The sequence below is a fragment of the Paenibacillus sp. JT31N17 genome (genome assembly GCF_056269255.1).
Map to the genome: position 1 here is coordinate 40,135 of NZ_JBWDNP010000001.1, position 15,054 is coordinate 55,188.

The following is a 15,054-nucleotide window of genomic DNA, read 5'->3' on the forward strand; positions in this document are numbered from 1 at the left end:
GACAGGAGGCGGCTGGATGGACGGTAGAGATTGGGGGCTGTTTTTACAGCCTTATGAGCAGGCCGTTGAGGAATTGAAGGTGAAATTCAAGACGCTTCGTACAGAGCTGAAAACAAGAGAGACCTACGCCCCGATCGAGTTTGTAACCGGACGGGTGAAACGGATCTCAAGCATTCTGGAGAAGGCGAAGCGTCTGAATGTTCCCATGGAAAGCATCGAAACGGGTATTGAGGACATCGCGGGAATCCGCATCATGTGCCAATTCGTCGATGATATTCATCGTGTGGCGCAGTTGATCCGCAGCCGCAAGGATTTAACCTTGGTGTTTGAGAAGGATTATGTCACGAATTTCAAAGACAGCGGCTATCGCAGCTTTCATATGATTGTAGAATATCCTGTCCAGACGGCAATCGGCCTTAAAATCGTGCTGGCAGAGGTGCAAATCCGGACACTCGCGATGAATTTCTGGGCAACAATCGAGCATTCCCTTAACTATAAATATAAAGAAAGCCTGCCTGACGATGTGCGGACCCGGCTCAAGACAGCGGCCGAAGCCGCAGCGGTGCTAGATTCGGAGATGTCGAGCATCCGCAAGGAGATTCTGGATGCCCAGCGCGATTTTGAAGAAAAATCAAATATGGTCTCGAGTGTGCTTAGCGATATCCAGGACCTGTATTTCTTCCATAGGGTCAGAGAAGCCGTCCAATTCCAGCTGCGGTTCAACGAGCTGTGGGAGAAAGAAGACGGTTATGCCATCCGCATGCTGGCTGATGAAATCCGTACAGCGCTGATCAAGGTCAAGAAGAGCGGAGGCTCATAGATTGGGCGGCAGGGAGCAGGAACGGTATGATGAGCGTTTCGTTCATTTTATCGTGCTTTTCAATGTGGACGAGGATTACTTTGAATGCCATGAGGTGATGGAGGAGCTGTGGCTCGAGGAAGGTCGGAATACGTTGTATCAAGGCCTTCTTCAGGCTGCAGTCGGTCTGCACCATTGGCGCAATGATAATTACTCGGGCGCTGTGAAGCTGTTCACGCAAGCGCAGAATAAGCTTGCTTCATACCCGGATGTTCGGATGGGACTGGATTTGGGAATGCTCCGTCAAGACATGGCCCGCGTTCTTGCGCCGCTCCATTCCTGGGTAAACCGGATGGTTGACGAGGGCAATCGAGCCTCTGAAGCCGCCGGTGAAACTGTTCAGACGAGGCCTGGACCCGGGCTTGCGGTGCCCCCTCCCTTCGCAGCTTTTCGGCTGCTTGTACAGGATGATGAGCTTCGCCGGCTTGTCGGGGCGATGTCACAGATTCCGCTGGAGCAGCGCCTGCATGCGGCGGATGAGATGTGAGCGTCATGAACCCGATTAGCCGGCTTGCTGGCACAATCATATCCACCCGGGATAATAACCGTCTGCTGCTGGCTTGCTCCGGATAGGGGGCGAAGCGGCACAGGCGGTTTATTTAAAATATGGGGACCTGAGGGAAGAAATCTGCCGCGCAGCAGCCATTTGTTCCCGCTTGGACTGGAATTGCCTGAAAAAAGCAGTTGGTGAAGCCGGGCGCTGTATAATACAATATGTTAATGACTGCAACGGCAAAGATATGCTTCGCTTTTAGATGAACGAGAGAAACGGCAGGAGGGGTTTTGGCAAGTGGGCATCATGCTGCCGCAATCGTTTACGGATAAAATGAAAATCATGCTGCAGGGCGAATATGACGATTTTATTGCTTCTTATGAACGGCCGCGCAAATTCGGACTGCGGGTAAACGGATTAAAGCTGACGGCGGCGGCTTTTGCCGAGCTATCGCTGCTTTCGGATAGATTGACAGGTGTTCCCTGGGAACAGGGGGCGTTCTATTATGAAGAAGCCGACCGCCCGGGCAAGCACCCGCACTATCATGCGGGGCTTTACTATATTCAGGAACCCAGCGCAATGGTGCCCGCGGAGCTGTTGGGCGTTCTGCCAGGTGAACGCGTGCTGGATTTATGCGCGGCCCCCGGGGGCAAGTCGACCCAGCTGGCAGCCAAGCTGCGGGGCAGCGGCGTGCTGGTAGCCAACGACAATGCCAGGGAACGGACGAAGGCGCTTGCCAAAAATATCGAGCTGGCTGGAGTGCGGAATGCGGTTATTCTGAACGAGGAACCAGGGAGGCTTGCTCAGGTATTCGAGGAATGGTTCGATCGCATTCTGGTGGATGCCCCCTGCTCGGGAGAGGGAATGTTCCGTAAGGACGAATCGATGATTGCCGAGTGGGAACGTCATTCAGTGGAACGCTGCAGCGTCATGCAGCGGGATATTCTCGTTCATGCGAGCCGGATGCTGGCGCCGGGCGGCACTTTGGTCTATTCGACATGCACGTTCTCGCCTGAAGAAAACGAAGCCCAAATCGCCGCTTTATTAATTGCGGAGCCGCTGCTGGAGATTGTCCCCATTGAGCTTGCCCATGGCTGGGCCGCAGGCAGACCGGATTGGATCGGATTGAGCGCTGGCAAGGCTGCTGGAGCTGTTAATGATACAGATCCTGACATGGAACGGATAGCCGAAAGAAACCTGCTTGTCGGCCAGCTCGGAGAAAACGCCGAAGCGGGCTGTGCGCGGTTGGCAAGCATTTCGGGTACGGTCCGGCTGTGGCCGCATTTGACCGGAGGCGAAGGGCATTATGCAGCGGTCCTGTACAAACGCAAACCGGTTGATGCTGATGAACAGACAAGTGACGGCGGGCGAAGCGGTGCCGTAGGTGCGGAGCCTGAACGTCATGGAGGGAAGTCAAGCCACGGCGGGCAGCTGAAGCGGACTGCCGCCAGCATAGCTGGGATTAATGAACAAGAGAAGTCAGGTTATCCGCAAAGGCCTGTCCGCGATGAACGGTATTCCGGGGCGAAGCGTCAGGCTAACGGAGCGCAAGACAGCAGTGGACAAGGTCATGCTGATGAGCGCAGCCGTAAAAAAGCCCAGAGCCGGCAGGGCAGCCATCCTCAGGACAGCGTCAGAATTCATGCCGTGGAGAAGGGCTCCCGCGGCGGAAGGACGGACAAAACAGGCGGCATAAGCTATGGGGGAAAATCCGCACGGGACGACAAGCGCGCTGCCGCCCACAAGGGGAGCAGCAGCCCCGGAACGGCTCCGGATGCCGCGGCGTCCTGGGGGAAATTCGCGGCCGAGCAGCTGATCGGCGCGGAGCAGTGGACCGGCGAACTGGTTGCTTACGGCTCGCGTGTCTATTTGCAGCCGCCGGGCATGCCTTCGCTCGGCGGATTGCGGGTCGTGCGGGCCGGCTGGTACATCGGCGAAGCCGGCCCGCACCGGTTTGAGCCGTCGCAGGCGCTGGCCCTGGGACTGCGGCGCGGGGAAGCGGCGCTGAGTCTGCGGCTGGGCGCGGATGATGAAGCGACGCTCCGGTATTTGAAGGGCGAGACGCTGCATATCGATGCAGAGCGTCTGGTTCGGGCCGGGGAGCCGGATGGCCGGTCCGATGCGCGGGACGGAGATCCGCACGAACAGGATCATAGTACGCCGGCTGGAGCCGCGGCAAAGGGTTATGTGCTGGTTTGCGCGGATGATTTTCCCATTGGATGGGGCAAGGTTGGCGGAGAAGGCTGGCTCAAGAATGAGCTGCCTGCCGGTTGGAGGTTGATATAAGTGGCAAAGAAGATGAGGCTCGACAAGCTGCTGGCCAATATGGGCTGCGGCTCGCGAAGCGAAGTGAAAATAGCGATTAAACAAGGGCGCGTGAGCGTGGACGGCGTCCGTGCCAAGGATCACGGTCTCACGCTTGATCCGGAAACGGCGGTTGTCCTGTTCGATGACGAGAAGGTTGTGTACCAGGAAGTGATCTACGTGATGCTGAACAAGCCGCAGGGGGTCATTTCGGCAACGGAGGACAAATGGGATCAAACCGTAATCGAGCTGCTTGATCCGGTGGATCGGGTGCTTCAGCCATTTCCTGTCGGTCGCCTTGACAAAGATACGGAGGGACTGCTGCTGCTGACCAATGACGGCCGTCTGGCTCATGAGCTGCTGTCGCCGCGCAAGCATGTGCCCAAAACGTACGAGGCTGTCGTGCTGGGGGATGTCACCCGGGAGGATGTGGATGCTTTTGCCGCGGGAGTCGCTTTGGACGACGGGTATCAGACGATGCCGGCAGAGCTTCATATCACCGGTAAAGAAGCCGCGGGAGAGGGATCGGTGCACAGCCGAATTTCACTGACGATCCATGAAGGCAAATTTCATCAGGTTAAGCGGATGTTTGAATCCGTGGGCAAAAAAGTCATCTACCTGAAACGGGTAGCCATGGGGCCGCTTGCGCTCGATCCGGCCTTGTCCCTTGGTGAGTACCGTCCGCTTACGGAAACGGAGCTGGAGCAGCTCATGTTGATTAAAGAGGCGAAGGTCAAGAACGGCTAGACGTATTTGCCGTGCATAAATTAAGCCTGTTTGTTGAGGCAAACAACCGTGATTTTGTGAAGGGCAGGTAAGGACAGGATGTCGATTCAGTATGATTTGATTGCGCTTGATGTGGACGGAACGCTTCTCACAGACGGTCATGTACTGACTCCGGCCGTGCGTGACGCGGTGCGGGAGGCAGCCTCCCGCGGAGCGGAGATCGTGCTGTGCACGGGACGGGGGCCGACCAATGCGCTGCCGGTACTCGCTGAGCTTGGCCTCTCGGGTACGATGATTACGCATAATGGAGCGGCGACGGTCGATGCGGACCGCAGAGAGGTGATTCATCAATATGCGATATCCGGCACTGAGCTTGCCCGTTTCCGGGAGTACTGTCTGCAGGGCGGCTATCATTTTGATATAAACACGGCGTTTGATCTGATGATTGAAGGCATCACCACGGAAGCGGAGGCCATGTATGGACGCTATGAGGTGAAGCCGGTTTGGCGGGATAGCGCCGCAGCTCTGCCGGAGGGACTAGTAAAGTTTACGGTATTTGGCAGCGCGGCGGAGATGGACAGGATCGAGGCGGACTGGAGTTTGTGGAAGGACGGACTAAAGCCGATACGCAGCGGAGAATATTTTATTGATGTGCAGCATCCGGAAGCCGGCAAAGGCATGGCGCTTACCCAGCTTGCGCATGTGCGCGGCATCGACAGCAGCCGGGTGATGGCTATCGGCAATTATTATAACGATATCGGCATGCTGACCTTCGCGGGACTTGGCGTTGCGATGGCCAATTCGCCCGAGGCGGTTAAGGCAGCTGCGAACGCGGTGACGTTCTCCAATGAAGAAGATGGTGTCGCCTATGCGCTGCGTACTTATGCGTGGTGATGGAGGCTTTATAGGGAATGAAAAACCGCCTGAGGGAACTCCCTCAGGCGGTTTTATTCTAACTGTAAGAAAGTCTGCCTTTCCGTCATATGTATTTTCTGGAAAGAAGAAGCTTGATGCGCCGCCCAAGGACGGCGCCAGCTCTTCTTGTGCGCAAACGGGATCGATCCGTACAGGATTCCGCAGGTTAAGATGACCAGCAGAATGAACAAGACCAATATTGCGCCGGCCGAAGTGAAACCTCCGTATCCTCCGACAGCTCCGGACAAGCAAATTTCTCCCTTGAAAGATAATTCCGGCACCGTTTCTTCTGGTCATTCATGATGATCTTCGGTACTCGGTATACAGTATAATATGAAGAAAACCGGCATGCGACTGGACAGCTGCCCAGGCTGCGGCCATATTTGGGCATATGTCCTGCTGCGACATGCAGAGACTGCCGTTCAATTATGGAAGGCAGCTGCCGGGGAGTGTCGGGAGCTGGCGAGCTGGTGTTCTTCAGGTGAAGCGCCGCAGCCCTTTGGGCAGGTGGTTCTTGATCTGGCCGCCGCTGGCTTTGCCCCAGCCAAGCGGGAGGCCGTCTACGGCTATGAGGCCCCAGCCGGTGCTGCCCTCCTGCGCGGGGAGAGTCTCTCCGCGCAGGAAGGCGGCGATCTCCGGCGCCTCGGGCCGGTAGCTCTGCATCCATGCGGCGGAGCCAGCCGGGACTGCCATACCCAGAGCATGCGCCGGCTCCAGGCGGTTCTTGCGCACGTCGCCCAGGTGCAGGCCGGGGCGGGGGACCTTGAGACCGTTAAGGTCCCCCGCCCCGATGGGGCTTATGCCGCCGCTTGCCGGATGCGGCAGCCAATAGAGGGCGTCGCCGAAGCGAAGCGGCTCGCCTGGCCCCAGCGTCCATCCGCCGGGCAGCGCCGTTTCGGCGAAGGCGCGCACGAGCGCCATATCCGCTTCGAGGCCGCTGGTTCCCGCTGCGGTATGATTCCGGCGGCGCTCACGCTTTGACTTGCCCGGGTGCTGCTCCGCGGCAGGCGGGCTGTCGCCAGCATCTCCAGCAAACGCGGGGGAAGAAGTCCCGGCCTTATGGAGCACAGCGACAAAATGGCCTTCTCCCCGTTCTATATGCGGCCATATGCGTTCCAGTCGCATAACGCTGAACGCCGGATATTTGGTACAGAAGGCGGCAATCGTCTCTTCATTCTCTATACGGTTAAAGGTGCAGGTTGAATAGACCAGCCTTCCTCCGGGCTTCAGCAGAATGGCGGCATGATCCAGAATATCCGCCTGCCTGGCCGCGCACATGGCAACATGCGCCACCGACCATTCACCGATGGCCGCTTCATCCTTGCGGAACATGCCCTCGCCCGAGCATGGGGCGTCCAGCATAATCCGGTCGAACAGTCCCGGAAACCGGCGGGATAATTCATCCGGGGCGGCGCTTGTCACGATAGCGTTGGCGATGCCGCAGCGCTCCACATTTTCACTTAATATTTTGGCTCTGGCGGGATGGATCTCATTCGCGATCAGAACGCCCTGACCGGCCATTTTTCCGGCGATCTGGGTCGTTTTGCCGCCTGGAGCAGCGGCCAGATCAAGAATCAGCTCGCCTGGCTGAGGGTCAAGCAGCTCCGCGGCCGTCATCGCCGAGGGCTCCTGGATATAATAAAGTCCGGCCATGTGGTAAGGATGCTTGCCGGGCTTTGACGCTTCCTCATAATAATAGCCGGTTCCGCACCATGGGACAGGCTCAAGCCTGAACTGCCGGACAGCTTCCGCAAGCAGCGGCTGCCCGGCAGCGGACTTGAGCGGATTGATCCGCAGGCCGAAGGTCCGGGGGGCGCTGTAGCTCTGGAGAAAGGCTTCAATATCATGGGGCAGAAGCTGGCGCATTTGATGGATGAAAGCATCCGGGAGTGTGACGGGCACGGTATTTTAGCTCCTTTTCAGCAGAGATGGCGGGCTGGGCAATACAATGCAGATTATTATACCATAAAGAGGCGAATGGACAGCCTGATACGGCAATCTATTCATGCTATAATTTGATATAAAGCTATCAACAAAAAGGAGTGCCTATGAGAATATCGATTGAACTGGTTCCAAGACAAGCAGAGCATTTGCAGCAGGAGCTTCAATTTATCAAAACCCATTTTCCATCCGTCAATACGGTCAATATACCAGATTTGCTCAGGCTGAGCATCCGCAGCTGGGAAGGCACGGCCATATCCAAACCCTATTTTGAGAACAGTATTCCGCATATAAGGGCTATTGATTTTGATCCCGATGTTCCTATGAAACTATTAGAAGAGCTGCACCGCAATCGCATTTCAGAGATTCTCGTCATAACTGGCGACGCGCCGCAGGATATGAGCCGTGCCGTTTATCCGACCACCAGCATCGATTTGATCAGGAAGGTCAAGGCCGTAAGCCCCGAGACCCGGATTTATGCCGCATTGGATCCCTATCGAAGCGATGTGCAGGCCGAATATGAGTACGCGCAGCGAAAGCTCGATGCGGGGGCTGACGGATTTTTCACACAGCCTTTTTTTGATCTTCGCATGATGGACAAGTACCTGAAGCTGCTGGAGCCCGTTGATACCTTCTGGGGAGTATCGCCGGTAACGTCCGTGAAGTCCAGAAATTACTGGGAGGTAAAAAATAAAGCCCTCTTCCCTGCGGATTTCGAGCCTACGCTGGAATGGAATATTGCGTTTGGCCGCAAGGCGCTGGATTATGCTTATGGAAGTGGCAGCAATATCTACTTCATGCCGATCAAAAATGATATTGCCGCTTATTTGAAGGGGATTTTTCAATAAAAACTGGAGCATAAAGGAGGAACATTCATGTCGTCAGATTCCATCAAAAAGCAGGTACAGCAGCAGTTCGGCAAAAACGCCGAAAAGTATATCACAAGTCCGCTTCATGCCAAAGGCGAGGATTTGGCGCAGCTGGTTGCCGCATCCAATGCCAATAAGCTGATGGACGTACTGGATATTGCAACAGGCGGGGGACATGTGGCCAAGGCGCTCGCTCCATTGGTGCATCATGTGATTGCCTATGATTTGACGGAGGATATGCTCAATACCGCAGCTGCGTTTATCCGCAGCGATGGACATGCCAATGTTGATTTCGTTGCGGGGGATGCGGAGGCGCTGCCTTTTGACGGGGATTCCTTTGATTTGGTCACCTGTCGGATCGCCGCTCATCATTTTGCCGATGCGGGTGCTTTTTTGGCGGAAGCGCTAAGGGTCGTAAGGCCAGGTGGAAGGCTGCTGCTGATTGACAATATTACGCCGGAGAACGACGCGTTTGATCAATTCTATAACCGGATCGAGAAGCATAGAGACGCTAGCCATGTGCGCGCCTATAAAAAATCCGAGTGGGTCCGTATGATCGAAACGACGGGATTCCGGATTGAAAGGATGACGTGTTTTCCGAAAACGTTTGATTATCGTTCCTGGTGCGAGAGATCCGGGTTGCCGGAAGACGAACGGGCTGCGCTGGCAGCGTCCATGCTTCAGGCCGAGCCGCAGGTGATTGATTATTTCTCGATCACCAGGGGAGAAGATGGAGAACTGGTCAGCTTTACAGGGGAGTCGGCTTTATTTCAGGCCGTGAAAGGGAAACAGGGATTTTACGAAATATGAAATTTTTGATGACCATGTCCGTATAGAGCATACGGGTGGTCATTTTTTTGATAACAGGAACCATTGGTTGAAGCGCGGGGATTCATAGGAGATAATGAAGCGTAAGAGAAACGGTCGGATTTGTGCTGGAAGCGGGTAAATAAAAGAAACCGGAAATGACAGGGGAGGACAAGCAATGATCAAATTGAACAGCTTTATCCGATTGTGTATCGCGATCCTTCTGGTGATAGGGATCATTTATTTGGGATCGCGGGTGGATTTTATTTTCAAGCCCATCCTGTCTCTATTCAGCATTATCATTGTTCCTTTGATGCTGTCGGTGTTTTTCTATTATTTGCTCCGGCCGCTTGTAAACATGATGGAACGCTATAAAATAAACCGGGCGCTGTCCATCCTGCTGATCTATCTCGTGGTCGCCATTGTTCTGGTGGGTTTCAGCATCGGGGTATGGCCTTCCCTGCGGACGCAGCTCGTGAATCTGGTTGATAATGCGCCGACCCTGTTCAATACGCTCAGCGAGCAGGTCGAGAAGCTGGAGAAGAACGGATTTATCGGAAATCTGTTCCCTGGGGACCTTAGCCCGCTCAACCGGTTAACCGATTTTCTGAACAAAGGTTTTGGCGTGCTGACGGATTATTTCACGAGCCTGTTCTCGATCATTTCCAATTTCGCCATCATCCTGTTTATCTTCCCGATCATTTTGTTCTATATGCTGAAGGAAGGCGGGAATTTCGGGCGCAAAATTGTCAGCTTTATGCCAAAACGGTTTCGAGATGAAGGCAACGAGGTTATGGACGAAATCGACAATGCGCTGAGCGGTTTTATCGTGGGCAGAGTGATCGTGAATCTGTCTTTGGGTGTTCTGATGTATTGCGGTTTTCTCATTATCGGATTGCCTTATGCTTTGCTGCTGACCGTAGTGGCTGTTATATTGAATTTCATTCCATTTGTCGGTGCGATTCTCTCGGCGGTTCCGATTGTCATTATCGGGTTTATAGAATCGCCTACGACGGCAATCTGGGCGCTTATTATTATTCTGGTGGCACAGCAAATCCAGGATAATCTGATTGCTCCGTATGTTTTTGGCAAACAGCTGGATATCCATCCTCTGACGACGATCATCCTTGCTTTGGTGGGAGGAGATATGGCCGGAATTATTGGGATTCTGCTTATTATCCCGATTTACATGATTCTCAAGATCATCGTAACGAAGGTCTATCAGCTGTTCTTCAAGCAGAGCTGGGAGAATGCGTAACTTGGTCGGGATAACGGGACGCTTGCGAGAAGCGTGAAGTGACAAGAAAAGAAATGCGGATATGAATAGGAGAATACAGCCGAATCATAACAAGAATAAATAACGGGATATGAGACTTGCACGTCTCCATATCCCGTTTTTTCTCTATGGCAGGTTTTTTTCGAGAAATTGTCTATTAACAGACGGTTACCAAATAATGTATTATTTGAATATGCAGCGGACCTGACGTATCCAAGTAGCGTATAAAAATCGCCGGCACTTCCAGTATCAAGGGCAGCAATCCGGCATGAATGTCCCACAAAGAGTTAAGAATGCCATATTGCATCTTGATTTGCAACAAGTATAAGATTGTAGGACATTGATGTCATAATGGCTATCATCATCGAAGAGAGGGGGAGGCGCATCATGCTTCTTTTGAATATTGACGGATGAATAAAGTCTCTCTGCGCTTCGCATCGTCTTTTCGCAACAGGATGATTTTGATCTTTTTTATGATCATTATCGTCCCTTTTTTGCTGTTCGCTTATTACGCGCATATCAAATCAATTGAAGGCATTTCTCATGCCAATACGACCATGTCCATGAGCTATCTGCAGCAGGCAAGAAAAAATTTCGAAATCTATCTGAATTCTGTCAACGACCAGGTGAATGATCTCATCGGCAACAAGCAGCTTCAGGAGCTGCTGGAGAAGGAGCCCGGCAGTCAGGCCGAGGAAGAAGCGTTCACGGTCAACCTGTTGACGATCCTGTATCCGAGCACGCCCCTGATCGATGCATTCCGGGTGCATGTGTACCCCATCAATCCCTCCCACTATCCCTCTTATATGAGCACAATCGGTGAATCCGTAGAGGTTGGAGAAGAGGAATGGTTTCTGGAATCCAAAGCCTCGATCAGTCCGACATGGCACTTGTCCATGCCCCAGCGGGGCAAATATTCCAAGCCGCTGCTTTCTTATGTAAAAAGATTCTCGGGACTCTACGACCAGATTCCCCGCGGAATCATTGCGACCGATTTGTCCGAGGACCAGTTGAAGCGTTTCTTTTCGCCATCGGATCAATTGATTGAACAGAAGCTGCTGCTGCTCAATGATGAGGGCATGATTTTCTTCGATTCCGGCCGTAATGAATGGACGGGCAGCCTGCTCCCTTCGCCGCGGTTTAATGAGCTTATTCATTCGGGCAGGGAGGGCTCGCAGTCCATTACCATGGAGGGCACAACCTATCTGGCCACTTTTGTCAAAATGGATTCCGTTCCCTGGTCGATTGTCAGCCTTACGCCTCTTCAGGAATTAACGGGAACGATTGATGAGATTAACCGGCTGCTCGTTATTTTTCTCATTGTCTATTTAATCTGCTGCCTGGGCGTAGTCGTCTATATCACAATTAATTATACGCAGCCTATTGCCAAGCTGGTCCGGCTGATGAGAAGAATGGAAACCGGGGATTTCAGGCAGCTTCCCAATTCGTCCCGCGGGGATGAGGTGGGCTGGCTGTACCGGGGGGTAAACAGTCTTACGCAGCGGATAGAAGGATTGGTAGAGGAGGCCTCCCGGTCCGAGAGGAAGAAGAAGGAGCTGGAGTTCCAGGTGCTCAGTCATCAAATCAATCCGCATTTTCTATACAACACGCTGGAGTCCATTCGTTGGAAGGCCGAGAGCCATGGGCGGAGCGATATCAGTGAAATGGTCTCGGCACTTGGCAATTTGCTGCGGCTGAGCTTGAATCAGGGGAATGAAATTACGACGTTGGCGCGTGAAATCGAGCAGGTCAAGGCCTATGTCCTGATCGAGCAGGCCCGGATGGGCCAGACGGTGCGAATCCTGTATGCCTGCGACAGCGAAGCGATGTCGAGTCCGTTTCTGCGCCTGCTGCTTCAGCCACTGGTAGAGAATGCCATCCAGCACAGCATACGGGACAATTTCGAGAAAGGCAAAATTCTGATTTCCGCCCGCAGGGAAGGTAAGGATATGGTTATCGATATTGTGGACAATGGGAAAGGCATTCCGGACGAGACGCTTGTACAGCTGAACAGGGACATGGATCATGGCGGCAAGCCTGTGCATAGAGGCGTCGGGCTGCGGAATGTGAATGACCGCCTTAAGCTGTATTTTGGAGACAACTACAAGCTGAAAATCGAAACAGGTCCGGATATCGGGACGAAGATCACCCTGCGGCATCCGATCCTTGAAGAAGAGACGCTGCGGGCGGGAGTGGCGGAAGCCGTCCGGTAAGGGCGGCTTTTGCCGTTATTTGCGCAGGGCACCATGACAAAAAAGCTAGCGAAAAGGGTGTGCCTTCCCCTCATGCAGAAGTCCCGGCCAACAGGCTAATATCGCACCGCAAAGGATAAGATTAGCTCATAGTAACCTTTTGCCCCCAAACTTATGATTATACTATCAAGATTTGCAACATCATTCGATCAAGTAAGGGGAGAAGTCCAGATGTCAGGAAGAAAATCAAGAATACCGCTGTTCATGGCCGCGCTGCTAATTGTAATGCTGCTTGCTGCGTGCAGCAGCAGCAATGAGGGCAATCAGCCGAATCAGTCGAATCAGCCTGCCAATACGTCCGAAACAACCGACGGAGCGGCCGAACCGGCGCCGGAGCAGGAAGACGAGGTGCTGCTCAAGTTTTATTTTGGCGGGGACAAGAAGGCGGCGACCGATGAGGTCTGGTCTGCAATCAGCGATTATGTGAAATCCAAGGGGCTTAATATCCGCTTCAATGTCAACTTCATTCCTTTCGGCGATTTCAAGGATAAGATGCTGGTCATGGCCGCATCCGGGGACGACTGGGATATGAACTTCGACGGAGATTGGCTGTCTTACAAGCAAATGGCGGCTAAAGGCTCATATATGGCTCTTAATGACCTGCTTCCGAAATATGCTCCCAATCTGAACAAAAAATATGAAGAGCAGGGAACGCTGTCCGCGGCTACCGTAAACGGTCAAATCGTCGGGCTTCCGTGGACGATGAAGATGAATGAACGCAAGTTCGCCGGGTGGCGGGCCGATCTGGCCGAGAAAGCCGGAATCACGATAGCTCCCGATTCCATCAAAACGATAGAAGATATCGATAAACTGCTGCGGGATTTGAAGAAAGCGTATCCGAACGAGAAGCTGTCGCGGACGACGCCGCTGTCCATTTATATGATTCGTGATGAGTGGGTGGATCTTAATTTTCACGGACTCGGCTTCTATCTGAATGATCCTGCTATCAAGATTCAACCGATTGAGCAGCAGCCCTTCTTCAAGGAAGCAGCGGCGCTGGCCAAGCAATGGTATGACGATAAGCTGATCAACCGCGATGCGATGATCGACAAGGAGGACGGAGCCGCGCAGTGGAGAAACGGCAAAACGCTCTTCACCGTCACCTCCCATGAATGGGCGAATGCCGATCCGGGCTTTGCCGATCCGAACTACAAGCAGCAAACGTCGCTGCTCTATCCCGATAAAAAGTTTGTTAACCGGACTGCGTTGGCCAATGTAGTCGCCATCAACCGGAATTCGAAGCATCCCGATCGTGTTCTGCGTTTCCTGGATATGATAGAAACCGACAAGACGCTGTACGACCTGGTGCAGTACGGCATTGAAGGCAAAACCTATGTGCTTAGTGGCGAAGCGACCGAGTATCCCGAAGGCATGACGACAACAACCAGCAACTATATGGAGTGGGGCGGGCAGTGGGCTTTCTGGAAGCCGCAGTTCATGCGTCCGACGATGACATACGGCCAGGATTTCTGGTTGAAGGAAGCGGAATTCGCCAGCCAGCCAAACAATGTGAACTCCCCGATTGACGGTTTGTTTATTGCCGAAGATGCCATGAAGAATGAAATAGCCAAGCGCGATCAGGCGACGGAGGAAATCAGCAGACCGATTGAATTCGGGATGGTCAAAAATGTGGATGAAGCGGTCGCGGATTATATTGAGAAGCAGAAAAACAATGGTCTTGACAAGATTCTGCAGGAGACGCAAAAGCAAATCGATACCTATCTGGCAAGCAAAAAATAAAAAGCCAGGCGTAAAACAGGGATGTTCCAAAATGGAGCATCCCTGTTTGCATGGATCAGCCGTAAACGCGCATAAAATGATTCTATTGATAAGTTACACTTGCCCATCAATCTGTTGTATGATTTTGAGTAGGAGCCCGGTGAAATGGATCTCCGTTAACAGACAGACATCCTGACAGAAAAGAGTGATTCTGCATGATTCGAGCAGTTGTATTTGATTTTGACGGATTGATTATTGATACGGAAACGCCATCCTATCATGCATTTTGCGAGGTATACCGCGAATTTGGAGCGGAGCTGCCCCTGGCGGAATACGCCAAATGCGTAGGCACCAGCCATGATCTCTTCAATCCCTACACGTACATATCCGATTGTCTTGGAGAAACCATTGACCCGGAAGTCGTCCGTACGAAGTTTCAGGCTATTTACTCGAAGCTGCTGTTCGAATCGGCTCTGCGTCCCGGTGTGATGGATTATTTAAAGGCGGCACGGAAGCTGAATTTAAAGACGGCATTGGCGACAAGCTCCACCATCTCATGGATTGAGCCTTTCTTTAATCAATTTCAACTGACGGAGTACTTTGATTATGTCACAACAGCGGATGAGGTATCGAAGGTTAAACCGGATCCTGAGCTCTACCTGAAAAGTCTGAGCAAGCTTCAGGTTGCGGCGGATGAGGCGATTTCTTTCGAAGATTCCCTGAATGGCTTCAATGCCGCCAGGACGGCCGGACTTCACTGCGTGGTCGTGCCGAACGAAATGACCAGACAGTTTGCGTTTGCGGATTATGATCTTCTGATCGACTCCATGACAGACAAGAGTCTGGAAGAAGTCATCGCATTTCTGAGTGCGCGCCACAAGGTCAATTAAACG

The 15,054-nt window shown here is 53.0% G+C and carries 12 protein-coding genes; 11 read left to right on the top strand and 1 reads right to left on the bottom strand.

The window, feature by feature from the left end; all coding sequences use genetic code 11:
- Nucleotides 1-16: 16 nt before the first annotated feature.
- From yjbM to AC0YOB_RS00205, 5 genes are all read left to right on the top strand, one after another.
- A complete protein-coding gene (gene yjbM, locus AC0YOB_RS00185; protein ID WP_475791017.1) occupies nucleotides 17-820 on the top strand; it encodes a GTP diphosphokinase in 804 nt (267 codons plus the stop codon).
- Nucleotide 821: 1 nt separating this feature from the next.
- The gene (locus AC0YOB_RS00190; RefSeq protein WP_475791018.1) at nucleotides 822-1,346 is read left to right on the top strand and encodes a DUF309 domain-containing protein; all 525 of its coding nucleotides are present in this window, start codon (nucleotides 822-824) and stop codon (nucleotides 1,344-1,346) included.
- A 312-nt stretch (nucleotides 1,347-1,658) separates the two neighbouring features.
- Nucleotides 1,659-3,638, top strand: a complete 1,980-nt coding sequence (locus tag AC0YOB_RS00195) for an RsmB/NOP family class I SAM-dependent RNA methyltransferase (RefSeq protein ID WP_475792269.1) — start codon at nucleotides 1,659-1,661, stop codon at nucleotides 3,636-3,638.
- Entirely contained in the window at nucleotides 3,639-4,403 is a 765-nt protein-coding gene (locus tag AC0YOB_RS00200) for a pseudouridine synthase (protein WP_475791019.1), read from the top strand.
- A gap of 78 nt (nucleotides 4,404-4,481) precedes the next feature.
- A complete protein-coding gene (locus AC0YOB_RS00205; protein ID WP_475791020.1) occupies nucleotides 4,482-5,276 on the top strand; it encodes a Cof-type HAD-IIB family hydrolase in 795 nt (264 codons plus the stop codon).
- 498 nt (nucleotides 5,277-5,774) lie between these two features.
- Here AC0YOB_RS00205 and AC0YOB_RS00210 read toward each other — a convergent pair whose 3' ends face one another.
- Nucleotides 5,775-7,199 carry an RsmF rRNA methyltransferase first C-terminal domain-containing protein gene (locus AC0YOB_RS00210; RefSeq protein WP_475791021.1) on the bottom strand — a complete coding sequence of 475 codons (1,425 nt, stop codon included), beginning with the start codon at nucleotides 7,197-7,199 and terminating at the stop codon, nucleotides 5,775-5,777.
- A gap of 146 nt (nucleotides 7,200-7,345) precedes the next feature.
- On the opposite strand from AC0YOB_RS00210, the gene AC0YOB_RS00215 reads away from it, so the two are divergent.
- From AC0YOB_RS00215 to AC0YOB_RS00240, 6 genes are all read left to right on the top strand, one after another.
- Entirely contained in the window at nucleotides 7,346-8,086 is a 741-nt protein-coding gene (locus tag AC0YOB_RS00215) for a methylenetetrahydrofolate reductase (RefSeq protein WP_475791022.1), read from the top strand.
- A 27-nt stretch (nucleotides 8,087-8,113) separates the two neighbouring features.
- A complete protein-coding gene (locus tag AC0YOB_RS00220; protein ID WP_475791023.1) occupies nucleotides 8,114-8,917 on the top strand; it encodes a class I SAM-dependent methyltransferase in 804 nt (267 codons plus the stop codon).
- 175 nt (nucleotides 8,918-9,092) lie between these two features.
- Nucleotides 9,093-10,172: an AI-2E family transporter gene (locus AC0YOB_RS00225; protein WP_475765341.1), complete on the top strand. Its 1,080-nt coding sequence runs from the start codon at nucleotides 9,093-9,095 to the stop codon at nucleotides 10,170-10,172.
- A gap of 428 nt (nucleotides 10,173-10,600) precedes the next feature.
- The gene (locus AC0YOB_RS00230; RefSeq protein ID WP_475791024.1) at nucleotides 10,601-12,403 is read left to right on the top strand and encodes a sensor histidine kinase; all 1,803 of its coding nucleotides are present in this window, start codon (nucleotides 10,601-10,603) and stop codon (nucleotides 12,401-12,403) included.
- A 210-nt stretch (nucleotides 12,404-12,613) separates the two neighbouring features.
- Nucleotides 12,614-14,182: an extracellular solute-binding protein gene (locus tag AC0YOB_RS00235; protein WP_210045724.1), complete on the top strand. Its 1,569-nt coding sequence runs from the start codon at nucleotides 12,614-12,616 to the stop codon at nucleotides 14,180-14,182.
- Between the two features lie 194 nt (nucleotides 14,183-14,376).
- A complete protein-coding gene (locus AC0YOB_RS00240) occupies nucleotides 14,377-15,051 on the top strand; it encodes an HAD family hydrolase (protein ID WP_475785740.1) in 675 nt (224 codons plus the stop codon).
- The last annotated feature ends 3 nt before the right edge of the window (nucleotides 15,052-15,054 follow it).

Excerpts from the sequence above, each read along its gene's own strand:
- AC0YOB_RS00230 (WP_475791024.1), top strand. The coding sequence starts at position 10,601 with ATGAATAAAGTCTCTCTGCGCTTCGCATCGTCTTTTCGCAACAGGATG.
- AC0YOB_RS00225 (WP_475765341.1), top strand. The coding sequence starts at position 9,093 with ATGATCAAATTGAACAGCTTTATCCGATTGTGTATCGCGATCCTTCTG.
- AC0YOB_RS00235 (WP_210045724.1), top strand. The coding sequence starts at position 12,614 with ATGTCAGGAAGAAAATCAAGAATACCGCTGTTCATGGCCGCGCTGCTA.
- AC0YOB_RS00240 (WP_475785740.1), top strand. The coding sequence starts at position 14,377 with ATGATTCGAGCAGTTGTATTTGATTTTGACGGATTGATTATTGATACG.
- AC0YOB_RS00220 (WP_475791023.1), top strand. The coding sequence starts at position 8,114 with ATGTCGTCAGATTCCATCAAAAAGCAGGTACAGCAGCAGTTCGGCAAA.
- AC0YOB_RS00205 (WP_475791020.1), top strand. The coding sequence starts at position 4,482 with ATGTCGATTCAGTATGATTTGATTGCGCTTGATGTGGACGGAACGCTT.
- AC0YOB_RS00215 (WP_475791022.1), top strand. The coding sequence starts at position 7,346 with ATGAGAATATCGATTGAACTGGTTCCAAGACAAGCAGAGCATTTGCAG.
- yjbM (WP_475791017.1), top strand. The coding sequence starts at position 17 with ATGGACGGTAGAGATTGGGGGCTGTTTTTACAGCCTTATGAGCAGGCC.
- AC0YOB_RS00195 (WP_475792269.1), top strand. The coding sequence starts at position 1,659 with ATGCTGCCGCAATCGTTTACGGATAAAATGAAAATCATGCTGCAGGGC.